This window comes from Stenotrophomonas rhizophila, assembly GCF_001704155.1.
Lineage (GTDB): Bacteria > Pseudomonadota > Gammaproteobacteria > Xanthomonadales > Xanthomonadaceae > Stenotrophomonas > Stenotrophomonas rhizophila_A.
Genome location: NZ_CP016294.1, coordinates 2,619,761 through 2,641,323, shown reverse-complemented (window position 1 = coordinate 2,641,323; position 21,563 = coordinate 2,619,761). Strand labels below are relative to the sequence as shown.

The window sequence follows — 21,563 nt, the reverse complement described above, 5'->3', positions numbered from 1 at the left end:
GGGCACCCTCATTCGAATCGCCAACGCACGCCCGCGTAAACACCGCGACCATCGCCGGGCGTCGAGCGCGCCACGTCGCGGCCGGCGTCGTCATAGCCGGGAGTCACCGTCGCGGCGTAATGGCGGTCTCCGATGTTGCGCAGTTCGGCCCAGGCCTGCCAGCGGCCGTTCGGGGCATCGAAGCCCACCCGCGTGCCGAAGATGAGGTGGCTGTCGGCGCGGAAGCTGTTGGCATAGTCCACGAACATCGCCGAGGCGTACTCGGTGTTGACCGCGGCGTAGAACCCGGTCGGATGATCGAAGCGCAGTTCGCCCTGGTAGTAGTGGCGCGGCAGGCCCGGCAGGCGGTTGCTGCCGAAGCGGGCATCGTGGCGGTAGCGGAAGTCGCTGAAGGTATACGCCTGGCGCAGCGAGAGGCGACCGTCGGCGCCCCGCCACAGGGTGCTGTCCAGCCCGGCCTCGATGCCACGGTGCACGGTCGGGCTGGCGTTGTTCTCGGCCACGAACAGGTTCGGTGCCGGAACGACTTCCACGCTCAGCAGTTCATGCAGCACGTGCGCGTAGTAGCCGGTCAGTTCCCAGCGGCCGAGTGCGCTGTCGCCGCGCGCGCCCAGCTCGAGCGTGGTGGCGGTCTGGTTGTCCAGCGCCACCGGTGCGCGTTGGCGTCCGCTGGACGCGCCGTTGCCGGGGGCGAAATACAGGTTCGAGCCCCAGATCATCGACCACGGGTGCGCCGGCTCCACCGACCGGCTCAGGTTGCCGAACCACTGCGTGGCGGGGGTCTGCTGCCAGGTGAAGCCCAGTCGCGGCGCGTAGTCCCAGTCGCTGCCCGACAGCCGTTCCGGCGTGCTCGGCCAGGTGACCTGCACGTCGTGGCGGGTGTTGATCAGCGCAAGGCCGGTCTGCAGGCGCAGTGTGTCGCTCAACGCCAGGTCATTGCCCACATGCAGCGTGCTGTTGGTGCCGTGGTGGGAGAAGTCGCGGGTGTGGGTGCCGGCGGGGTAGCCGTTGCTGGGGTAGCGCAGGGTTTCGCGCACGTCCGCATCCAGGTCGTGGGTGACGCGCAGGCCGAGCGTGGTCACGCTGTCGCGCCCGAACAGCAGGTGTTGCCGCCGGTAATCCAGCGTGGCGTTGAGGTTGGTGTAATCCAGCTGCTGCCGGTACAGGCTCTCGTTGAGATCCATCGGGTAGTGGTGGTAGACCAGCCCCGCCTGCAGCGAGGAATCGTCATCGATCTGCAGCGTGGTCATGTTGCCCAGCCAGGTGCTGCCCGGCTGCGGGCGCTGCGCATCGATGGCCAGGTTGGCCGGGTTGGCCGCGCGGGGATCGTTGCGGATCTGCGCGCGGGTGAGGCGCCCGGGCGTCTGGTGGTTGGTTTCGCGGTAGCGCAGGAAGAAGCGCGTTTCCAGCTGCGGGGTGATCTGCCAGCCCACGTTCGCCATCGCACCCTTGCCGTTGCCGGCGGCGTGCTGCTGGTAACCGTCGTATTCGGTATCGGTGTAGGCCAGGTAGTAGTCCACGTCGCCCGCCACGCCGCCGTAGCCTACGCTGCGCTTCTGGTAGCCACGGCTGCCCGCTTCATACTGCAGTTCCAGGCCGGTGGCGTCACGGCCGCTGCGGCTGACGTAGTTGATCGCACCCCCCAACGCCAGCGCGCCGGTTTCAAACCCGTTGGCCCCGCGCAGCACCTCGGCGCGGCTGAGCCACAACGGTTCCAGCAGCTCGTAGGGGGTGCCACCCGGGCCGGTGAGGGGCAGGCCATCCAGCGAGACCGAGATGCCGGAGGCATGCGCGCCGGGGCCGCGGTTGATGCCCGAGCCCCGAATGGAGACCTTGGCCCCTTCGTTGCCGGGCGACTGCGCGCTGATGCCGGGCTGGTAGGCCAGCACATCGGCGGTGCCGGCCAGGCGGCCATCGGTGCGGGCCAGGTCGATCACATTGCCGGCACCGGGCACGCGTTTGAGCGCGGCACGGGCCTGTTCGGTGGTGTCGGCGGCGGTGACGTTGACCGATTCCAGCGTTGTGGGCCTGTCGGCCGGAGCGGCTGAGGCGGTGGCAACCAGTACGGTCGAAAGGGCTAGGGTCAGCGTGGACAGGGTAGGGCGGTGCAACGACAGGAGAGGGGGCATGCGTCTGGAATCGGTACGAAATGGGCAGCGGCGGCCAGGCACGACACCTGTAAACCGTCGTGGTGTCGCGAAAGTTAACAGGTTGCGCCGCCGCCGTCACCCACCGAAGGAACGGGGGGGTAGGGTCGTTTCCCAAACGACTGCACGCACGGCAGGCGATCCCTTTAACGCATGGACGCCTGCAACCACGCTGCTTCGGGAGAGGCGATCCCGATCATTGCAATGCCGCCACGGGGCGCGGTGTGGCTATCGGCAGTCGATCGGGATGCGACCCTACCAAGGTGCGGAGCGTGCGGCCTGGGTGAGAAACAAGTTTCCCGGGCTCCCGGCACGGCCATGCTGACCTCAAGCTGGGCGGCATGCGTTCAAAGAATCCCAGGCAGATCCAACCCCTTCTCCTTCGCGCATTCAATCGCGATCTCATAGCCCGCATCGGCATGCCGCATCACGCCGGTGGCCGGGTCGTTCCATAGCACGCGCGCGATGCGCTTGGCGGCCGCTTCGGTGCCGTCGCAGACGATTACCATGCCGGCGTGCTGCGAGAAGCCCATGCCCACACCGCCGCCATGGTGCAGTGACACCCAGGTCGCGCCGCTGGCGGTGTTGAGCAGGGCGTTGAGCAGCGGCCAGTCCGATACCGCGTCCGAGCCGTCGGCCATCGCTTCGGTTTCGCGGTTCGGCGAGGCCACGCTGCCGCTGTCCAGGTGGTCGCGGCCGATCACCACCGGTGCCTTCAGCTCGCCATTGGCGACCATTTCGTTGAACGCCAGCCCGAGGCGATCACGATCCCCCAAGCCGACCCAGCAGATGCGCGCCGGCAGGCCCTGGAACTTGATCTTCTCGGCGGCCATGTCCAGCCAGCGGTGCAGGTGCGGGTTGTCCGGAATCAGTTCCTTCACCTTCGCATCCGTTTTGGCGATGTCCTCCGGGTCACCGCTCAGTGCGGCCCAGCGGAACGGGCCGATGCCGCGGCAGAACAGCGGGCGGATGTAGGCGGGCACGAAGCCGGGGAAATCGAAGGCGTTTTCCACGCCTTCCTCCAACGCCATCTGGCGCAGGTTGTTGCCGTAATCCACGGTCGGTACGCCCAGCGCATGGAAGGCGAGCATGGCCTGGATGTGGTTGGCCATCGACGCGCGCGCGGCTTTCTCGACCACCTTCGGCGCGGTCACGCGCTGTTCGTCCCATTGCTCCACCGTCCAATCCTGCGGCAGGTAGCCGTTGACCGGGTCATGCGCGGAGGTCTGGTCGGTCAGCAGGTCCGGCTTGACCCCGCGCACCAGCAGTTCGTCCAGCACGTCGGCGACGTTGCCGAGCAGGCCCACCGACAGCGGCTTCCGGGCCGTGCAGGATTCCTCGATCAGGCGCAGCGCTTCGTCCAGGTTGTCCGTCCAGGTATCCAGGTAGCCGGTGCGCAGGCGCATCTCGATGCTGCTCTTGCGGCACTCCACTGCCAGGCACGAGGCGCCGGCCATCACCGCGGCCAGCGGCTGCGCGCCACCCATGCCGCCCAGGCCGCCGGTGAACAGCCACTTGCCGGCCAGGCTGCCGTTGTAGTGCTGGCGGCCCATTTCCACGAAGGTTTCGTAGGTGCCCTGCACGATGCCCTGCGCACCGATGTAGATCCAGCTGCCGGCGGTCATCTGGCCGTACATGGCCAGGCCCTTCTTATCCAGCTCGTTGAAGTGGTCCCAGTTGGCCCAGCGCGGCACCAGGTTGGAATTGGCGATCAACACGCGCGGTGCATCGGCATGGGTGCGGAACACGCCCACCGGCTTGCCCGACTGCACCAGCAGGGTCTGGTCGTCTTCCAGGCGGGTGAGGGTCTCGATGATGGCGTCGTAGCTTTCCCAGTCGCGCGCGGCGCGGCCGATGCCGCCGTACACCACCAGTTCCTGCGGGCGCTCGGCCACGTCCGGGTGCAGGTTGTTCATCAGCATGCGCAGCGGCGCTTCAGTCAGCCAGCTCTTGGCGGTGAGCGTGCTGCCGGTGGGGGCGATGATGGTGCGGGTGGAATCGTGACGGCTCATGCAGCACTCCGGGAGTTCGCGAATTCAAGGCAGGCGGTGAGCACCTGCTGCAGCGTGTGGCGCAGCGGCGCAGCGTGGTCGGGGTCGATCGGGGTGGGCCAGCTGTGCACGTCCACCTGTTCGGGTTCGGGTTCGTGCATGTAGCCGCGGCAGGCCAGCTCCATCTGCAGGCTGTGCACGCCGCCGGCGATGTCGCTGTAGTGGCGGGTGATCCAGCCGCCCTTGAAGCGGCCGTTGCGCACGTGCGACAGGCCGCTGATCCGGCACAGGTTCTCCACCACGTCGCTGAGCGCGTTGTCGCAGGAGGTATCCGGCGCGCCGGAGGGACCGGCAGTGCCCAGGTTGAACTGCGGCAGGTCGCCGTCGAACAGGTGCGGGATGTGCGAGCGGATCGAATGCGCGTCGTATACCACCACGGTGCCGTGGCGCTGGCGCAGGCGCGCGATCTGCGCCGCCAGCGCCGCGTGATAGGGCGCAAAATACGTATCGCGTCGCTGGGCAATCGCGTCGGCATCCGGCTCCCGGCCCGGGTGGTACAGCGGCTGGTTGTCGAACGTGGTCAGCGGGCACAGCCCGGTGGTGTTCTGGCCGGGATACAGCGACACGCCGCTGGGGTCGCGGTTGAGGTCGATCACCGAACGCGAGATCGCCGAGCGCACCGTGGTCGCCCCGAGGCGCTGGGCGAAGTCATACAGCTCATGCACCCACCAGTCGGCATCGCGGCGGGCCAGCCACGGCGACACGAAATCGCCGGCCAGCGCATCGGGCAGTTCGGTGCCGGTGTGCGGGAAGCTGACGATCAGCGGCGTATCGCCTTCATGCACCTGCAACCACTCCGGATGTGCGGTCATGCCAGCGGCTCCACCTGCGGCAGGATGTCGGCCAGCCCTTCGGCCAGCGCGCCGCTGCGCACCAGCGCGGTGGCGGCCAGCATGTCCGGGTGGAAGTAGCGGTCATCCTGCAGGGTCGGCACCTGCGCACGAAGTCGCTGGCGCACTGCTTCCAGCGCATCGCTGGAGCGCAGGCCGCCGTGGAAGTCGCACCCCTGCGCGGCGGCCAGCAGCTCGATGCCTACGACGTTGGCCGCGTTCTCGGCCATCTGCAGCAGGCGGCGTGCGCCATGCGCGGCCATCGAGACGTGGTCTTCCTGGTTGGCCGAGGTGGGAATCGAATCCACGCTGGCCGGGTAGGCGCGTTGCTTGTTTTCCGAAACCAGCGCGGCGGCGGTTACCTGTGGAATCATGAAACCGGAATTCAGGCCCGGCTTCGGGGTGAGGAACGCGGGCAGGCCCGACAGCGCCGGGTCGACCAGCATCGCGGTGCGGCGTTCACTGATCGAACCGATCTCGCACACCGCCATCGCCAGCATGTCGGCGGCGAACGCCACCGGTTCGGCGTGGAAATTGCCGCCGGACAGCGCTTCGTTGGTATCGGTGAACACCAGCGGGTTGTCGGACACGCCATTGGCCTCGATCGACAGCGTGGTGGCGGCCTGGCGCATCACATCAAACGCCGCGCCCATCACCTGCGGCTGGCAGCGAAGGCAGTACGGGTCCTGCACGCGCACGTCGTTGTCGCGATGCGATTCACGGATCGCCGAGCCCTGCATCAACCTGCGCAGTGCCGCAGCGGTGGCGATCTGGCCACGCTGGCCGCGGATCTGGTGGATGCGCGGATCGAACGGGGTGTCCGAGCCCTTGGCCGCTTCCACCGACAGCGCACCGGTGACCAGCGCGGCCTGGAACACGGTGGTGATCTCGAACAGCCCGGCCAGCGCATAGGCGGTGGAGTACTGGGTGCCGTTGAGCAGGGCCAGGCCTTCCTTGGCGCCCAGTACCAGCGGCGCCAGGCCGAAGCGCGCCAAGGCATCGGCGGCCGGCAGGCGCTCGCCGCCGACGAAGGCCTCGCCTACGCCGATCATCACGCTGGCCAGGTGCGACAACGGCGCCAGGTCGCCCGAGGCGCCCACCGAGCCCTGGCACGGAATCACCGGCACCAGGTCGTGCTGCAGGAAGGCTTCCAGCAAGGCGAGCGTTTCCGGGCGGATGCCCGAGGCGCCCTGGGCCAGGCTGGTCAGCTTCAGCGCCATCATCAGGCGCACCACCGGCGCGGGCATCGGCTCACCGACGCCGGCGGCGTGCGACAGCACGATATTGCGCTGCAGGGTTTCCAGGTCGTCGCGTTCGATGCGTACGCTGGCCAGCTTGCCGAAGCCGGTGTTGATGCCGTACACCGGCTCGCCCTTGGCCACGATGTCGGCCACGGTCTGCGCGCTGCGGCGCACCGCCTCGGCCGACGCGGGGTCCAGGCGCACGCGGGCACCGTCGAAGATCGCGCGCCAGTGCGCCAGCGTCACCGCGCCGGGCTGCAGGGTCAGGGTCGTACTCATGGAATCTCCAGGCATCTCTATGTTCAGACGGATACGCCGCGCATCACGCGCGCGTGCAGGGGGTTGAAGCCGATGCGGTAGACAAGGTCGGCAGGCGCCTCGATGTCCCACACGGCCAGGTTGCAGTCCAGCCCGACCGCCAGCCGGCCGATCCGCGCCTGCCGGCCCAGCGCACGCGCCGCTTCACGGGTGAAGCCGGCAATGCACTCGTCCACGGTCATGCGAAACAGTGTCGCGGCCATGTTCATGGCCAGCAGCGGGCTGGTCAGCGGCGAGGTGCCGGGGTTGCTGTCGGTGGCCAGTGCCAGCGGTACGCCGGCGGCGCGCAGCGCGTCGATCGGGGGCAGGGTGGTGTCGCGGGTGAAATAGAACGCGCCCGGCAGCAGCACCGCCACGGTGCCGGCGGCACGCATCGCGGCAATGCCGTCTGCATCGAGGTGTTCGATGTGGTCGGCCGACAGCGCGCCATGCCGCGCGGCCAACGCAGCGCCGTGCTGGTTGCTGAGCTGTTCGGCGTGGATCTTCACCGCCAGGCCATGCGCCTGCGCGGCCACGAACACCTGCTCGGCCTGCGCGGTGCTGAAGGCGATGTTCTCGCAGAACACATCGACCGCTTCGGCCAGGTCCTGCGCGGCCACCGCCGGAATCATCACGTTGCACACCTCATCGATGTACTCCTGCGCCTGCCGCCCCGGCGGCACCGCGTGTGCACCGAGGAAGGTGGGCACCACCTCGACCGCGCGCTGCCGCGACAGCTCGCGGGCCACGCGCAGCTGCTTGGTTTCATCTTCAAGCGAGAGGCCGTAGCCGGATTTGATTTCCACCGTGGTGAGGCCTTCGGCCAGCATCGCGTCCAGCCGTGGCAGGCTGGTCGCCAGCAGCTCCGCTTCGCTGGCGGCACGGGTGGCGCGTACGGTGGAGACGATGCCGCCGCCGGCGCGGGCGATGTCGGCATAACTCACCCCCTGCAGGCGCTGTTCGAATTCATTGGCGCGGTTGCCGGCGTACACCAGGTGGGTGTGGCAGTCGACCAGCCCCGGACTGATCCAGCGCCCGCCGCAGTCCACCCGGCGGTTCGGCTGCAGGTGCGCTTCGGACCCGGCCGGGCCGACGTGCACGATGCGGCCGTCGTGGGCGGCGATCACCCCGTCGCGGATCACGCCAAGGCCGGGGCCGTCGACGGTGATCAGGTGGGCGTTGGTCCAGAGGGTGTCACAGTGCATGGCAGCAACCACGGCGGCTTATATGTCTATACAATATAGGCGCCACTTCCGGGATGTCCAGTGATGCCAGCCAACCCCGCTTCCGTCCTCGCTTTCCACGCCGACCATGCCCTGCTGCCGCAGGGGTGGGCGCGCGATGTGCGCATCGTCTGCGCCGGCGGCACCCTGCAGTCGGTCACCCCGGGCGTGCCCGCGCAGGCCGGCGACACCGCGCTGGCCATCGCGCTGCCCGGGCTGGGCAACCTGCACAGCCACGCCTTCCAGCGCGGCATGGCCGGGCTGACTGAAATCGGCGGGCGCAGCGGCGACAGCTTCTGGAGCTGGCGCGAACTGATGTACCGGTTCCTGGCCCACCTGCAGCCTGATGCAGTGCAGGCCATCGCCGAACAGGCCTACGTGGAGATGCTCGAATCCGGCTTCACCCGCGTGGGCGAGTTCCACTACCTGCACCATGCCCCCGACGGCACGCCATACACCGACCGCGCCGAGATGGCCGCGCGCATCGCCGCGGCAGCGCAGGGCAGTGGCATCGGCCTGACCCTGCTGCCGGTGTTCTACGCGCACGCCGATTTCGGTGGCGCAGCGCCGAACCCGGCCCAGCGCCGGCTGCTGCATGACGTGGACGGGTTCGCCGCGCTGCTCGACGGCTGCCGCCATGCGCTGCGCGGGCAGGACGATGCGGTGCTGGGCATCGCGCCGCACAGCCTGCGCGCGGTGACCGGCGAGGAGCTGGCGGCGCTGCTGCCGCTCAACCGCGGCCCGGTGCACATCCATATCGCCGAACAGACCCGCGAGGTCGATGCCTGCGTGGCCTGGAGCGGGCTGCGCCCGGTGCGCTGGCTGTACGAACATGCCGCCGTCGATGAACGCTGGTGCCTGGTGCATGCCACCCACGTCGATGCCGACGAAGTGCGGCGCATGCTGGCCAGCCGTGCCGTGGTCGGGCTGTGCCCGATCACCGAGGCCAACCTGGGCGATGGGTTGTTCCCGATGCAGGCCTTCGCGCGTGGCGGCGGCCGGTTCGGGGTGGGCTCGGATTCCAACGTGCTGATCGATGCGGCCGAAGAGCTGCGCCTGCTCGAATACGGGCAGCGCCTGCAGCTGCGTGGGCGCAACGTGCTCGCGCCGCAGGAAGGCGTTTCCAGCGGGCGCTGGCTGTTTGAACAGTCGCTGCAGGGCGCAGCGCAGGCCTTGGGCGTCACCACTGGCCTGCAGCCCGGGGCGCCGGCCGACGTGGTGGAACTGGACCCGCAGCACCCGGCGCTGATCGCGCGCGACGGCGATGCCTGGCTTGACAGCTGGGTGTTCGCCGCCCGTAATGGCGCCGTCCGATCGGTCTGGCGCGGGGGGCGCGAGCTGGTACGGCAAGGCCGCCACCTGCAGCGCGACGCCGTAGCGGCGCGCTTTGCCCACGCCCTTCGCGGCGTGCTTGCCGCGCACTGAACGTGGCCGCCACCCCCCACCAGGATTCCCGCGTGACCGGCAAGAAAGCCGAAACCCTCAACCAGCGCATCCGTGCCGACCTCGAGAGCCGCATCCTGAGCGGGGAGTGGGCGCCGGGGTTCCGCATTCCGTACGAGCACGAGTTGATGGAGCAGTACGGCTGCTCGCGGATGACCGTCAACAAGGTGCTCACCGCGCTGGCCGAGAGCGGCATGATCGAGCGCCGGCGTCGCGCCGGCTCGTTCGTTGCGCGCCAGCCGCCGCACCTGGAACAGGTGGCGCTGGAGATTCCCGACATCGCCATGGCGGTCGGTGCGCGCGGCCATGTGTACGGCTACCAGCTGCTGGACCGCGCCTACCGGGCGCCGGACACGCAGGTGGAGGAAGAAATGGCGTTGTCCGCTGGGGAGAAACTGCTGGCCATCCGCTGCCTGCACCGTGCCGACGGCAGGCCGTTCGCGCTCGAACACCGGCTGATCAGCCCGGTCGGGGTGCCCGAAGTGCTGGACGTGGATTTCAACACGACCGCGCCGGGCAGCTGGCTGCTGCAGAACGTGTCGTGGACCCGCGCCCAGCACCGGATCAGTGCGTGGGGCGCCGATGCCGCAGCAGCGGCCCTGCTGGAAGTGCCGCTGGGCACAGCGTGCCTGGTGATCGACCGCCTCACCTGGCGAGGCGACCAGCCCATCACCTGCGTGCGGCAGATGTTCCTGGGCGACGCCTGGGACCTCGTGGCGCGGTTCGCGCCCGGCGCGCGCTGATCCTTACGACGTGGCGCACTGGCGCCAGCGCACCGGCTCGTCGGTGTTGATGCGGGGATTGAGCTGGATGCGCACCGTGCGCAGTGCCGGGTAGCGCTTCACCTGGGTGCAGATACGTGGCCAGACCTCGTCGATCTCGGCCGAGCGGTTGACTGCCAGCGTCTGCCGGGTCTGCCAGAACGCGCTGAGCACGCCCTCCTGCTGGGCCAGCAGGGTTGCCAGTTCGCGCTGGTACACCGCCAGCGTGGCCGCATCCGGGTCGGCCACGGTGCCGAGGATCTGGTTCGGCGCGGCGGCCGTCTGGGCCGGGTTGGCCGGCGCAGCAGGTGCAGGGGCGACTGGAGCGGGCGGGGTGGGCGCCGGCGGGGTCGCCGCCTGCACGGGGGCCGACGCCGGCGCGGGCGCCTGGGCTGCCTGGTCCAGGCGGGATGTCAGGTATCCCATGCCGACCAGCAGGCCCAGCGTCAGCGAGCCCAGCCCGGCGATCGAGATGCGCCGCACCGCTTCGCGGCGTGCCGCGTGCTTGACGCGGGTTTCCACGTCACCGGGCAGGTAAGGCTGCAGCATCGGCCACAGCAGCGCTCCGTCCAGCACTTCCACGTTCTGCTTGTCGGCGGTGGAGCGGCCATCGCGCTCGACCATGCCTTCGGTGATGAGGATGCCGCCGCGGGCACCGGCCAGGCGCGCCGCGGCGCCCAGCTCGTTCACCGCCGCCCGCCCGATCCGGTAGGCGCGGCCATGCTTGCACGACACCAGGTAGCGCTGGTGCTGGGCGTCCTGCATCAGGAAGTCGCTGCTGGGCTCACGGCTGTCGTCGGCCTCGCCGGTCACGTCCTGCAGGCCGCGCTGTTCGTGCAGGGCGCGCCGGACGATTTCCGAGAAGTCCCGCCAGTGCATGCCGGCCAAGGCGTTGAGCCCCAGCCGGGTCTCCTTGCGGCGGCGTTTCACCAGCCAGAAGTAGGCAGCGGCCAGGGACCAGACAACGAGGGCCAGCAGGAGAGCCAGAATCCAGGAGAACATGGGACCTAGAGATGAACACGGAGGCGCAGACGACAGTTTATATGCGCCCGCCCCTGTCTGCGGGATGTCGTTTTGAGATCGCGCACACAGAAAACCCGCCAATCCTTAGCCGTGAGGGGAGGGAACAAACGGCGCAGAAGCAATTGGCGGGTCGATTTCGATTGTCAACAAAGTGGTGCTGCTTTGCAACAATCGCCGTACGGAACAGTGTGGTCCGCGCTCAGGGGTCCGAACCGGGCGACTGGTGGGTGCCGGGCCGTGGGTCTGCGTTGGGGGAGGCGTTGCGGGCCTCGGCGCGGTTGAGCCGGGCGGTCAGGGCATCGATCCGCACATTGAGCGCCGCCACGTCTTCTGCCGTGGGGATATGCAGGCGCTTGAGCACGCCCTGGACCCGGTCGTCGAAGGCCTTCTCGACCTTGTCCCAGGTGCCGGCGGCCTTTTCCCGCGCCTCGCCCAGGTGTTCCTCGACGTTGTCGCGCCAGCGCGGAGTGTCGCCGGCCTGCTCGCGGTTGCGCGCGTCCACCGACTCGCCTTCCCTGACCAGGTCGTCGAAAACGCGGCTGCCTTCGGCCTGGGCGCGTGCGAACACGCCAAGCCCGGCCAGCCAGATCTGCTGCGCCGAACCGGTCAGCCTGCGTGAGAAGCGCTCGGCCTGATCCTGCAGCGAGGGCTTTTCGCCGGTGCGGTCATCGTAGTCGTCGTGAGTATTCATGGGGCGATCCTGTGAGTGGCCACCCCTTGATCCTACCCAGCGTTTCGATTGCGTGGCGTGATGGCGTGCCCGCCGCCACGCCAGCGGTTCAGGCCAGCTTTTCCTGCAGGACGCGTTGGATTTCGCCTTCGACCATGCCCTTCATCATCGACACCGGGAAGCCCAGGTCGGCGACCACGCGCACCTGGTGAGCCAGCAGCTCGATCTGGCCATTCACGCCGGAGCCGTTGAACGTGAGCGCATCGCCGTCCCACTGGGTCTTGAGGGAAAACTTGTCGGTGAGCTTGGCCGCCATCGCCTCGATCGCGTCGCGGGCCGCTTCGGTGGACAGCGTGTGGTCGTGGCGGATATCGATGCGGGACATGCGGACTCCTGACGGGCGATAGCGGGAAACGGGCGTGCATTGTGCGCATCCGCAGACAGAACTCCAAGCAGTGCGTCACACTTCTCTATCTTCCCTGACATCCAACCTGCTAGGCTGCGCCGCGTGCAGAACCTGCTTGTTCACTTCACTCATCGCCAACACCCCGACCAGCCGTTGCGGCCGGGGGTACAGCGCATCGTGCGCCATGCCTCGGGCAGCGTCCGCTTGGGTGGCGACGCCGCGGGCACACTGCTGCTGGCCCAGTTCTGCCTGGATGACCGCGGCCTCTGGCTGCAGGTGGCCGCCGGCATGCGCGGCATCCATGTCAATGGTCGCCCGGTGCGGCGCATGGCGCTGCTGCGCCCCGGCGACGCGGTCTACGCCGACGGCGTGGAAATGCTGATCCAAGGCGAATGCGAGGCCCTCAACCACGCCCCGTCGCGCAGCGATGAGAGTGGGGAAGACCAGCGCCTGCTGCGCGGCGTGGGTGGCCAGCACCACGGGCGCAGCTTCACCCTCGACCGCCCGCGGGTGATCGGGCGCGGCGCCGAATCCGACATCGTGATCGACGATCCCGCGTTCGCCGAACAGCACGCGCGCCTGGAACGCCACGGCGACCGCCTGCTGTTGCGGGATCTGGGGGCGGGCGAATCGACCCGGGTCAACGGCGTCAGCGTCAGGCACTGCTGGGTGCTGCCCGGTGACCAGCTGGTCTTCGATGCGCAGCACCGGTTCGTGCTGGAAGTGCCGCACGACGGCCGCAAGCGGGTGGTCAGCGATGAGGAGGACGAGCTGCTCGACCTGCCATCGCCGGTGGAAGCCCAGGCCAAGCCGACGCGGGTAAGCCGCTGGCCTTGGTTGCTCGGCAGCGCGCTGCTGCTGGCCGGCCTGATCAGCCTGCTGCTGTGGTTCGGCGCGCGCTGAACCGATAGATTCGGATGCAACCAATTTCGCCTTGTCCTGCAAGGCCTAAAGGCTGGTGCGCTGCGGCATACTAGGGGTCTTGCCCCATAGGTGTGACATGACGCGCGCGTTCAATTTCAGTGCCGGCCCTGCAACCCTGCCGGAATCGGTCCTGCGCCAGGCGCAGGAAGAGATGTTGGAATGGAACGGCGCTGGCGCCTCCATTGTCGAAATGAGCCACCGCGGCCCGGAGTTCATGGCCGTTGCCGCCCAGGCCGAAGCCGACCTGCGCCGCCTGCTCGGCGTGCCGGACGATTACGCGGTGATGTTCCTGGCCGGCGGGGCGACCACCCAGCAGGCCCTGCTCGCGCTTAACTTCGCTGCCCCCGGGCAGACCGTGGATTACGTGCTCACCGGGCATTGGGGCAAGACCGCGATCAAGCAGGTCAGCCCCTACGTGAGGGTCAACGTGGCCGCCAGCAGCGAAGCCGGTGGCTTCCATGACATCCTGCCGCGCAGCCAGTGGCAGTTGTCCGACGATGCCGCCTACGTGCACATCACCGCCAACGAAACCATCCATGGTGTCGAGTTCCGTGACACCCCGGACGTCGGCAGCGCGCCGCTGTTCGCCGATTTCAGCTCCTCCATCGCCAGCGAACCGCTGGATGTCTCGCGCTACGGCCTGATCTACGCCGGTGCACAGAAGAACCTGGGCCCGGTCGGCGTGTCGGTGGTGATCGTGCGCCGCGACCTGCTCGAGCGCAGTGGCCAGCCGCGCGCGGACATCTTCGATTACCGCTCGCACGTCGCCCGCGATTCCATGCTCAACACTCCGCCCACCTGGAACTGGTACCTGGCCGGGCTGGTGTTCCAGTGGATGCTTGCCGAGGGCGGGGTGGAAGAATTCGCGCGGCGCAACGCGGTCAAGTCGACGCTGATCTACGGCGCCATCGATGCCTCCGGCGGCTTCTACCGCAATGAGGTGGTGCCTGCCGCGCGTTCACGCATGAACATTCCGTTCTTCCTGCCTGACGAAACCCTCACCGCCCGCTTCGTGAGCGAATCCAAGGCTGCCGGGCTGCTGGCGCTGAAGGGCCACAAGGCCGTCGGCGGCATCCGCGCCTCGCTGTACAACGCACTGCCGGTGGAAGGCGCACAGGCGCTGGCCGCCTTCATGCGCGATTTCCAGCAACGCAACGGCTGACGTTCCCGAATCTGTAACTGGATACCCTGATGGCCACCAAACCCGCCAAGCCCAAGGCACCCGCCGCCAAGCCCACCAAAGCCAAGGCCGACGCCGTACCTGCTGTCGCCGCACCGGTGCTGTCGGATGTGCGCGCCAAGATCGACCACATCGACCGCAGCATCCAGGCGCTGATCGCCGAGCGCGCCCAGTTCGCCCACCAGGTCGGCAAGGCCAAGGGCAAGCTTGCTGCTGCCGTGGATTATTACCGCCCCGAACGCGAAGCCCAGGTGCTGCGCATGGTGGTGGACCGCAACGAAGGCCCGCTCAGCGATGAAGTGCTGGTGCATGTGTTCCGCGAAATCATGTCGGCCTGCCTGGCCCAGCAGGAGCCGCTGAAGATCGGTTACCTCGGCCCGGAAGGCACCTTCAGCCAGCAGGCCGTGCTCAAGCACTTCGGCCGCTCGGCGCTGGGCCTGCCGCTGGCCAGCATTGAAGAAGTGTTCCAGGAAGTGGAAGCGGGCAACGCCGATTTCGGCGTGGTGCCGGTGGAAAACTCGGGGCAGGGCACCATCCAGATCACCCTGGACATGTTCCTCACCTCCAACCTCAAGATCTGCGGCGAAGTCGAACTGCGCGTGCAGCAGTACCTGATGTCCCGCAGCGGCCGCTTGGAAGATGTCGAACGCGTGTATGGCCACCCGCAATCGTTCATGCAGACCTCCTCGTGGCTGCGCGCCAACCTGCCCAAGGCCGAAAAGGTGCCGGTGTCGAGCAACGCCGAAGGCGCGCGCCGCGCCCGCAATGCCGATGACGCCGCCGCCATTGGTGGCGAAAGTGCAGGGCACGTGTATGGCCTGAAGAAGGTCGTGACCAAGCCGATCCAGAACGACGCCGACAACACCACCCGCTTCCTGGTGGTGGGCCGCCAGTTCTTCCCGACTTCCGGCCACGACCGCACCTCGGTGCTGGTGTTCATCCACGACAAGCCCGGTGCGCTGTTCGACGTGCTCAGCCCGTTTGCGCGGCACGGCATCAGCATGAACCGCATCGAGTCGCGTCCGTCGCACAACGCCAAGTGGGAATACGGCTTCTTCATCGACCTGGCCGGTCATATCGACGACGAGGCCATGCAGGCTGCGTTGGCCGAACTGAAGGCGCACTCGGCGCAGATCAAGGTGTTGGGCTCCTACCCGGTGGCCGTGCCCTGATACCCCGGCGCCGCCGCACTGCGCGCGGCGCCGCTTACCGTCATTCCGCACCATCGCTGCCTTCGCGGGCGGCTTTCTACAGGATTCACCGATGACCGCTTCCGCTTCCTGGACCGCCCGCAAGGGCCAGCCCCTGCAGGGCAGCCTGACCATTCCCGGCGACAAGTCGGTCTCGCACCGTGCGGTGATGTTCGCTGCACTGGCCGATGGCGTTTCGCACATCGACGGTTTCCTGGAAGGCGAGGACACCCGCGCCACCGCCGCGATCTTCTCGCAGATGGGCGTGCGCATTGAAACCCCGTCGCCGTCGCAGCGCATCGTGCACGGCGTGGGCGTGGATGGCCTGCAGGCGCCGGAGGCGCCGCTGGACTGCGGCAACGCCGGCACCGGCATGCGCCTGCTGGCCGGCCTGCTCGCCGCGCAGCCGTTCGATTCCGTGATGGTGGGCGATGAATCGCTGTCGCGCCGTCCCATGCGCCGGGTGACCGGCCCGCTGGCGCAGATGGGCGCGAAGATCGACACCGAGGCCGACGGCACCCCGCCGCTGCGCGTGCATGGCGGCCAGCCGCTGCACGGCATCGACTTCGCCTCGCCGGTGGCCAGCGCGCAGGTCAAATCGGCCGTGCTGCTGGCCGGCCTGTACGCGCAGGGCGACACCGCCGTGAGCGAACCGCACCCGACCCGCGACTACAGCGAACGCATGCTGCGCGCCTTCGGCGTGGAGATCGACTTCTCGCCCGGCAAGGCCCGCCTGCGTGGCGGCCAGCGCCTGCGCGCCACTGACATCGCCGTGCCGGCCGACTTCTCCTCGGCCGCGTTCTTCCTGGTGGCGGCCAGCATCATTCCCGGTTCGGCACTCACCCTGCGCCAGGTCGGCCTCAACCCGCGCCGCACCGGGCTGCTCGCCGCGCTGCGACTGATGGGCGCGGATATCCGCGAAGAGAACCATGCTGAGCAGGGCGGGGAAGCCGTGGCAGACCTGGTGGTCCGCCATGCACCGCTTCACGGCGCCGAGATTCCCGAAGCGCTGGTGCCGGATATGATCGACGAGTTCCCGGCCCTGTTCGTTGCCGCTGCCGCTGCACAGGGCAACACCATCGTGCGTGGCGCGGCCGAACTGCGAGTCAAGGAATCCGACCGCCTCGCGGCCATGGCCACCGGCCTGCGCAGCCTCGGCGTACAGGTGGATGAAACCGAAGACGGCGCCACCATCCACGGCGGGCATGAGCTGGGCAGCGGCACCATCGAAAGCCACGGCGACCACCGCATCGCGATGGCCTTCGCCATCGCCGGCCAGCTCAGCAGCGGCGAGGTGCGCATCAACGACATCGCCAACGTCGCCACCTCGTTCCCCAACTTCGACGGCATCGCCCGCGCCGCGGGCTTCAACCTCGGGTAAGGCACCGCCGGCGGCAAAAAAAAAAGGAGCCGACCAGATGGTCGGCTCCTGCTCCCCCGCCGTTTTACAGATGAGGGTTACCGCTGCTCGGTGCGGAAATCCACCGGCACGCGTACCACGCTGGCCACGGCGCGGCCGTTGTGCATGGCCGGTTCGAACTTCCAGTCACGCACGGTGCTCAGCACTGCACGGTCCAGGTCGCGATCACGACCGCCACTGCGCTGCACGATATTGGCGTCGGTCACCTGTCCGCGTGGGTCCACGTTGAGGCTGGCAATCACGCTGCCTTCCACGCCACTACGCAGCGCGGTCCGCGGATACACCGGCTTGGCATTGCTGCTCAGCGGGCGCGCATCGCGATCGCGAACCACGGGAGCAGCACGACGCTGCGTGGTGGCTGGCGTCGCTTCACGGTTGGCCGGGGCCGGCGTCACCGCCACCGGCGTCTCGGTAGCAGGCAGCATGCGTTCCCCGACCGGCGCGCTGGCGCCTTCATCGGGATTGGCATACCGCAGCCACACCAGCGCGGCGGCAAACATCGCGACGATCAGCGCGATCCACAGCAGGGGGGAGGTGCGACGGCGGCCCGGCTCGTCAATGATGTCGCGCTGCTGCTGCGGCGACGTAGGCATCTCGTGTGCATGGGTAACACTCATGGCGGACTCCTGGTGTCGAGTTGACGACGCCAGTCTTGCCTGAGCCGGGTTGCGGGTGTGTCACCGATGCGTCAACGCCACGAGTGCATTCCCGTTGAGGTTCAGCATCATGAGCCGGACCTTTACGTGGGGTTCGCGCGGTCTTCAAGCGTGTGCCCACTAACAGTGGGCACCTACCGGTGGGCACCTATCAGCGGGCACCTGTGGGCACCTACCCGCGCAATATCATTGCGCCTTGAAATCGAACGGGACTTCGATGCTGCCCGGCACCGCAATGCCGTTGCTCTGCGCCGGCTGGAAACGCCAACGGCGCACGGCATCGCTGGCAGCGCGATCCAGGTCACGCGAACCACTGCGCTGGATGATGGTGACGTTCATCGGGTAGCCGGTCGCATCCACGTCCACGCGCACCACCACGCTGCCTTCCACGCCGTTGCGCAGGGCGGCAGGCGGGTAGGTCGGCGGCGGCGACTGGTCGGCAATCGGCTGCGGGCGGTCGCCGGCGGCCATCGCCACGGGGGCAGTTTCCGGCGCGGCAGCGGCCGGGGCGGCCGGCGCGGGCGGCGGAGCGGTTTCGACCAGCTGCGGCTTTTCGTCTTCCACCGGCAGCGGCCTGGCGTCGGGCATGTCGCTGGATCCGGCCGCGGCGGGCAGGGGTTCGGGCAAGGGCTCGACCTGGGCTACTTCCTGCGGGGTCTGCGCGGGGCCGGCCTTGTAGAAGTCGTTGTTGCGGTTGCCCAACCACACGACCAGGAACAGCAGCACGCCGACGCCAAAGGCGATCCCGGCGATCATGAGGCTGCGGCGGGGCAGCTGGAAGGTGATGTTCTTGCCAGACGAGGAACGGGAAGCGGACATGAGCCATACCATGGTGAACCCCCCGATTCTGCCACGCCGGGAATGAACCGGGCGGCAGAAAAGCGGATTACAGGCGATAATCCCCCTCCAGACCCGCACTTACCGCCCAAACGCCATGCTCGATCCAGCCCTGCTCCGCCAACAACCCGCCGAACTCGCCGAACGCCTGCGCTCCTCCCGCGGTTTCGAGCTGGACGTCTCCGGGCTGGAGTCGCTGGAAGCCGACCGCAAGCGCATCCAGATTCGCACCCAGGAGCTGCAGAGCCTGCGCAACAGCCGCTCCAAGGCCATCGGCCAGGCCAAGGCGAAGGGCGAGGACGTCTCGGCGATCATGGCCGAAGTGGCCGCCTTCGCCGACGAGCTCAAAGCCTCGGAAGTCACCCTGGACGAGCTGCGCGAGAAGATTGAAGCCATCGCGATGGGCATCCCCAACGTACCGGCAGACGATGTTCCGTACGGCAAGGACGAATCGGAGAATGTCGAGCAGAAGCGCTGGGGCACCCCGCGCAGCTTCGATTTCCCGGTGCTCGACCATGTCGAGCTGGGCGCGCGCAACCAGGGCCTGGACGGTGAAGCCGGCGCCAAGCTGTCCGGTTCGCGCTTCACCGTGCTGCGCGGCCCGGTCGCGCGCCTGCACCGCGCCTTGGCCCAGTTCATGCTCGACCTGCACACCGGCGAGCACGGGTATGAGGAAACCAACGTCCCGGTGCTGGTCAACCCGGAATCGCTGCGTGGCACCAGCCAGCTTCCCAAGTTCGAAGACGACCTGTTCAAGACCGCCGTGGGCGAGTCGACCCGGTATCTGATTCCGACCTCGGAAGTGTCGCTGACCAACATCGTGCGCGATGAGATCATCGAGGCCGAGCGCCTGCCGTTGAGCATGACCGCCCATTCGCTGTGCTTCCGCGCCGAAGCCGGCAGCGGCGGCCGCGACGTGCGCGGCATGATCCGCCAGCACCAGTTCGAGAAGGTCGAGCTGGTCACCGTGTGTGCCCCGGCCGAGAGCGAAGCCGAGCACCAGCGCATGACCCGCTGTGCCGAAGTGGTGCTGGAAAAGCTGGGCCTGCCTTACCGCAAGGTGCTGCTGTGCACCGGCGACATGGGCTTCTCGGCAATCAAGACCTACGACCTGGAAGTGTGGCTGCCCTCGCAGGACACCTACCGCGAGATTTCCTCGTGCTCCAACTGCGGCGACTTCCAGGCGCGCCGCATGCAGGCGCGCTGGCGCAACCCGGAAACCGGCAAGCCGGAACTGGTGCACACCCTCAACGGCTCGGGCGTGGCCGTGGGCCGCGCGATGATCGCGGTCATGGAGAACTACCAGAACGCCGACGGCAGCATCACCGTACCGGATGCGCTCAAGCCCTACATGGGCGGCCTGGAAAAGATCGCGTAACCAAAGAACCCGCCGAACGGCGGGTTTTTTTTGTGGCTGCTATCAAATAGAAACGGCCCCGCAAAGCGGGGCCGCAGGGTGGGCCGGATGGGGGAGGGGGAATCCGGCCCGGGCAGGGCGTCCGACGAGGACTCAACGCCTGCCCTGGAACACTCAGGCTTCGGCCAGTTCTTCGAACTCGGCGGCCGGCAGGCTGGCCAGCGCAGCGGCAATGGCTTCTTCGCGGTGGGTCGGCGAATACGCAATGCCTTCGGCACGCACGAATTCGACATTGGTGATGCCCATGAAGGCGAACACCTGGCGCAGGAACGGCTCCTGGAAGTCAGCCGGCGAATCGGTATAGATGCCGCCACGCGAGCTGGCGATGATCACGCGCTTGCCACCGGCCAGGCCGACCGGGCCATTCTCGGTGTACTTGAAGGTGCGCCCAGCCACCGCCACGCGGTCGATCCAGGCCTTCAGGGTCGACGGAATGCTGAAGTTGTACATCGGCGCGCCGATGACAATCACGTCTGCGGCAAGGAACTGCTGCATCACGGATTCGGCATCGGTGGCTTCGGCCGCGTCCACCTGGGCCAGCGAACCACTACTCAAATGGGGAATGGGATTACGATCGAGATCGCGGTAGGTTACATCGAGGTTCTCAACGGTCTCATTGAACCGTGCGACCACCGCCGCGGACAGCTGGCGGGAAACAGAGTTGTCGCCCAGCACGCTGGCATCAATGTGAAGAAGCTTCATGGCAATCACCTGTATCCGGGGAAGGGCGGTCAAGGCGCCGCCGACGGAAAGCAGGTTAGGTTGTTGCGTCTCTGGGATAAAGGTGGTTGAATACCACGTATTGTTCTATATCTGGAACTTCGGTATGCACGACCTCAACGACCTGTACTACTTTGCCATGGTGGTGGACCACGGCGGTTTCGCCGCGGCCGAACGCGCCTTGGGCATCCCCAAATCCCGTCTGAGCCGCCGTATCAGCCAGCTGGAAACCGACCTGGGCGTGCGCCTGCTGCAGCGCTCCACGCGTCGCTTCGCGGTGACTGACGTCGGCACCAGCGTACATCGCCACGCGCAGACCATGCTGGCCGAAGCCCAGGCCGCACGCGAAGTGGTGGACCGGCTCAGTGCCGAGCCACGTGGCCTGGTGCGCGCCAGCGTGCCGGTCTCATTGGCGCAGATGCAGCTGCCCAAGCTACTGCCGAAGTTCCTGGCCCAGTACCCCAAGGTCCGGCTGCAGCTGAACATCAGCAACCGCCGCGTGGACATCATCAACGAAGGCTATGACGTCGCCCTGCGCGTGCGCTCACGCCTGGACGATGACGGCAGCCTGGTAATGCGCAGCTTCGGCCAGGTGCAGGAACTGCTGGTGGCCAGCCCGAAATACCTTGATCGTGCCGGCCGCCCGAAAGATCCCGATGAACTGGCCAACCACGTCACCCTGAGCATCAGCGAAGACGAAGCCAGACAGCGCTGGGAGCTGCACGGCCCGGAGGGCGCGGTGCGCCGCGTGGACCTGCAGCCGCGCGTGGCCGGGTTCGATTTCCCGCTGCTGCAGAGCATGGTCAAAGACGGCTTCGGCATCACCATGCTGCCCGAGACCGTCTGTGCCGACGCCGTGCGCAGCGGCGAGCTGGAAGTGGTGCTGCCGGAATGGTCGCTGCCGCAGGGCATCTGCCACGCCGTATTCGCCTCCCGCCGCGGCCTGCTGCCGGCGGTGCGGGTGTTCATCGACTTCCTGGCCGAGCACCTGCCGCCGCAGCTGGAAGCGTCGCGCCTGGACTGCGGTGGGGCGTGCGAACGGGCCAAGGAAAAGATCCGCGCCAGCGCCCTGGGCGCCCTGGCGGTGGACGCCGGCTGACGCTGTCGGGGTCGGCCTTGGGTAAACC

19 protein-coding genes are annotated in these 21,563 nt (G+C 67.9%); 8 read left to right on the top strand and 11 right to left on the bottom strand.

Features of this window, described 5'->3' with window-relative positions; genetic code table 11:
• Positions 1-8: 8 nt before the first annotated feature.
• The 5 genes from BAY15_RS11835 to hutI all read right to left on the bottom strand — a co-directional run bounded on the left by BAY15_RS11835 (position 9) and on the right by hutI (position 7,771).
• Positions 9-2,129: a TonB-dependent receptor family protein gene (locus tag BAY15_RS11835; protein ID WP_068852815.1), complete on the bottom strand. Its 2,121-nt coding sequence runs from the start codon at positions 2,127-2,129 to the stop codon at positions 9-11.
• 365 nt (positions 2,130-2,494) lie between these two features.
• Complete coding sequence (hutU, locus tag BAY15_RS11830) at positions 2,495-4,159, bottom strand: urocanate hydratase (RefSeq protein WP_068852812.1); 1,665 nt, start codon at positions 4,157-4,159, stop codon at positions 2,495-2,497.
• The gene (gene hutG / locus BAY15_RS11825) at positions 4,156-5,010 is read right to left on the bottom strand and encodes an N-formylglutamate deformylase (RefSeq protein WP_068852810.1); all 855 of its coding nucleotides are present in this window, start codon (positions 5,008-5,010) and stop codon (positions 4,156-4,158) included. Before hutG ends, hutU begins: the two co-directional genes overlap by 4 nt.
• Positions 5,007-6,548, bottom strand: a complete 1,542-nt coding sequence (hutH, locus tag BAY15_RS11820) for a histidine ammonia-lyase (protein ID WP_068852807.1) — start codon at positions 6,546-6,548, stop codon at positions 5,007-5,009. Before hutH ends, hutG begins: the two co-directional genes overlap by 4 nt.
• A gap of 23 nt (positions 6,549-6,571) precedes the next feature.
• Positions 6,572-7,771: an imidazolonepropionase gene (gene hutI, locus BAY15_RS11815; protein ID WP_068852804.1), complete on the bottom strand. Its 1,200-nt coding sequence runs from the start codon at positions 7,769-7,771 to the stop codon at positions 6,572-6,574.
• Positions 7,772-7,834: 63 nt separating this feature from the next.
• On the opposite strand from hutI, the gene BAY15_RS11810 reads away from it, so the two are divergent.
• Complete coding sequence (locus BAY15_RS11810; protein ID WP_068852801.1) at positions 7,835-9,214, top strand: formimidoylglutamate deiminase; 1,380 nt, start codon at positions 7,835-7,837, stop codon at positions 9,212-9,214.
• Positions 9,215-9,246: 32 nt separating this feature from the next.
• Positions 9,247-9,975, top strand: coding sequence for a histidine utilization repressor (hutC, locus tag BAY15_RS11805; RefSeq protein WP_068854693.1), 729 nt, complete (start codon positions 9,247-9,249; stop codon positions 9,973-9,975).
• A 3-nt stretch (positions 9,976-9,978) separates the two neighbouring features.
• Here hutC and BAY15_RS11800 read toward each other — a convergent pair whose 3' ends face one another.
• The 3 genes from BAY15_RS11800 to BAY15_RS11790 form a co-directional block, all read right to left on the bottom strand.
• Complete coding sequence (locus BAY15_RS11800; protein ID WP_068852798.1) at positions 9,979-10,995, bottom strand: restriction endonuclease; 1,017 nt, start codon at positions 10,993-10,995, stop codon at positions 9,979-9,981.
• 220 nt (positions 10,996-11,215) lie between these two features.
• Positions 11,216-11,707 (bottom strand): phasin family protein, encoded by a 492-nt coding sequence (locus BAY15_RS11795; RefSeq protein ID WP_068852795.1) that lies wholly within the window; start codon positions 11,705-11,707, stop codon positions 11,216-11,218.
• An 88-nt stretch (positions 11,708-11,795) separates the two neighbouring features.
• The gene (locus BAY15_RS11790; protein WP_068852792.1) at positions 11,796-12,071 is read right to left on the bottom strand and encodes a polyhydroxyalkanoic acid system family protein; all 276 of its coding nucleotides are present in this window, start codon (positions 12,069-12,071) and stop codon (positions 11,796-11,798) included.
• Positions 12,072-12,194: 123 nt separating this feature from the next.
• Here BAY15_RS11790 and BAY15_RS11785 point away from each other — a divergent pair, with 123 nt between their 5' ends.
• From BAY15_RS11785 to aroA, 4 genes are all read left to right on the top strand, one after another.
• Positions 12,195-12,995 carry an FHA domain-containing protein gene (locus tag BAY15_RS11785; protein ID WP_068852789.1) on the top strand — a complete coding sequence of 267 codons (801 nt, stop codon included), beginning with the start codon at positions 12,195-12,197 and terminating at the stop codon, positions 12,993-12,995.
• Positions 12,996-13,092: 97 nt separating this feature from the next.
• Positions 13,093-14,178 (top strand): phosphoserine transaminase, encoded by a 1,086-nt coding sequence (gene serC / locus BAY15_RS11780; protein ID WP_068852786.1) that lies wholly within the window; start codon positions 13,093-13,095, stop codon positions 14,176-14,178.
• Positions 14,179-14,207: 29 nt separating this feature from the next.
• A complete protein-coding gene (pheA, locus tag BAY15_RS11775) occupies positions 14,208-15,368 on the top strand; it encodes a prephenate dehydratase (protein WP_068852783.1) in 1,161 nt (386 codons plus the stop codon).
• Between the two features lie 91 nt (positions 15,369-15,459).
• The gene (aroA, locus tag BAY15_RS11770) at positions 15,460-16,767 is read left to right on the top strand and encodes a 3-phosphoshikimate 1-carboxyvinyltransferase (protein ID WP_068852780.1); all 1,308 of its coding nucleotides are present in this window, start codon (positions 15,460-15,462) and stop codon (positions 16,765-16,767) included.
• Between the two features lie 77 nt (positions 16,768-16,844).
• Here the strand turns inward: aroA and BAY15_RS11765 are convergent, their stop codons facing one another.
• Both BAY15_RS11765 and BAY15_RS11760 read right to left on the bottom strand, forming a co-directional pair.
• Positions 16,845-17,423, bottom strand: coding sequence for an energy transducer TonB (locus tag BAY15_RS11765; RefSeq protein WP_068852777.1), 579 nt, complete (start codon positions 17,421-17,423; stop codon positions 16,845-16,847).
• A gap of 225 nt (positions 17,424-17,648) precedes the next feature.
• The gene (locus tag BAY15_RS11760) at positions 17,649-18,281 is read right to left on the bottom strand and encodes an energy transducer TonB (protein ID WP_068854692.1); all 633 of its coding nucleotides are present in this window, start codon (positions 18,279-18,281) and stop codon (positions 17,649-17,651) included.
• 115 nt (positions 18,282-18,396) lie between these two features.
• Between BAY15_RS11760 and serS the strand changes: the two genes are divergently transcribed.
• Positions 18,397-19,677 carry a serine--tRNA ligase gene (gene serS, locus BAY15_RS11755; protein ID WP_068852774.1) on the top strand — a complete coding sequence of 427 codons (1,281 nt, stop codon included), beginning with the start codon at positions 18,397-18,399 and terminating at the stop codon, positions 19,675-19,677.
• A gap of 153 nt (positions 19,678-19,830) precedes the next feature.
• On the opposite strand, the gene BAY15_RS11750 is transcribed toward serS, so the two are convergent.
• A complete protein-coding gene (locus BAY15_RS11750; RefSeq protein ID WP_068852771.1) occupies positions 19,831-20,418 on the bottom strand; it encodes an FMN-dependent NADH-azoreductase in 588 nt (195 codons plus the stop codon).
• A gap of 124 nt (positions 20,419-20,542) precedes the next feature.
• Between BAY15_RS11750 and BAY15_RS11745 the strand changes: the two genes are divergently transcribed.
• On the top strand, positions 20,543-21,535 hold the full coding sequence (locus BAY15_RS11745) for a LysR family transcriptional regulator (RefSeq protein WP_068854691.1): 993 nt from the start codon (positions 20,543-20,545) through the stop codon (positions 21,533-21,535).
• Positions 21,536-21,563 lie beyond the last annotated feature (28 nt).

Excerpts from the sequence above, each read along its gene's own strand:
- BAY15_RS11835 (WP_068852815.1), bottom strand. The coding sequence starts at position 2,129 with ATGCCCCCTCTCCTGTCGTTGCACCGCCCTACCCTGTCCACGCTGACC.
- hutU (WP_068852812.1), bottom strand. The coding sequence starts at position 4,159 with ATGAGCCGTCACGATTCCACCCGCACCATCATCGCCCCCACCGGCAGC.
- hutG (WP_068852810.1), bottom strand. The coding sequence starts at position 5,010 with ATGACCGCACATCCGGAGTGGTTGCAGGTGCATGAAGGCGATACGCCG.
- hutH (WP_068852807.1), bottom strand. The coding sequence starts at position 6,548 with ATGAGTACGACCCTGACCCTGCAGCCCGGCGCGGTGACGCTGGCGCAC.
- hutI (WP_068852804.1), bottom strand. The coding sequence starts at position 7,771 with ATGCACTGTGACACCCTCTGGACCAACGCCCACCTGATCACCGTCGAC.
- BAY15_RS11810 (WP_068852801.1), top strand. The coding sequence starts at position 7,835 with ATGCCAGCCAACCCCGCTTCCGTCCTCGCTTTCCACGCCGACCATGCC.
- BAY15_RS11800 (WP_068852798.1), bottom strand. The coding sequence starts at position 10,995 with ATGTTCTCCTGGATTCTGGCTCTCCTGCTGGCCCTCGTTGTCTGGTCC.
- BAY15_RS11795 (WP_068852795.1), bottom strand. The coding sequence starts at position 11,707 with ATGAATACTCACGACGACTACGATGACCGCACCGGCGAAAAGCCCTCG.
- BAY15_RS11790 (WP_068852792.1), bottom strand. The coding sequence starts at position 12,071 with ATGTCCCGCATCGATATCCGCCACGACCACACGCTGTCCACCGAAGCG.
- serC (WP_068852786.1), top strand. The coding sequence starts at position 13,093 with ATGACGCGCGCGTTCAATTTCAGTGCCGGCCCTGCAACCCTGCCGGAA.
- pheA (WP_068852783.1), top strand. The coding sequence starts at position 14,208 with ATGGCCACCAAACCCGCCAAGCCCAAGGCACCCGCCGCCAAGCCCACC.
- aroA (WP_068852780.1), top strand. The coding sequence starts at position 15,460 with ATGACCGCTTCCGCTTCCTGGACCGCCCGCAAGGGCCAGCCCCTGCAG.
- BAY15_RS11765 (WP_068852777.1), bottom strand. The coding sequence starts at position 17,423 with ATGAGTGTTACCCATGCACACGAGATGCCTACGTCGCCGCAGCAGCAG.
- BAY15_RS11760 (WP_068854692.1), bottom strand. The coding sequence starts at position 18,281 with ATGTCCGCTTCCCGTTCCTCGTCTGGCAAGAACATCACCTTCCAGCTG.
- serS (WP_068852774.1), top strand. The coding sequence starts at position 18,397 with ATGCTCGATCCAGCCCTGCTCCGCCAACAACCCGCCGAACTCGCCGAA.
- BAY15_RS11750 (WP_068852771.1), bottom strand. The coding sequence starts at position 20,418 with ATGAAGCTTCTTCACATTGATGCCAGCGTGCTGGGCGACAACTCTGTT.
- BAY15_RS11745 (WP_068854691.1), top strand. The coding sequence starts at position 20,543 with ATGCACGACCTCAACGACCTGTACTACTTTGCCATGGTGGTGGACCAC.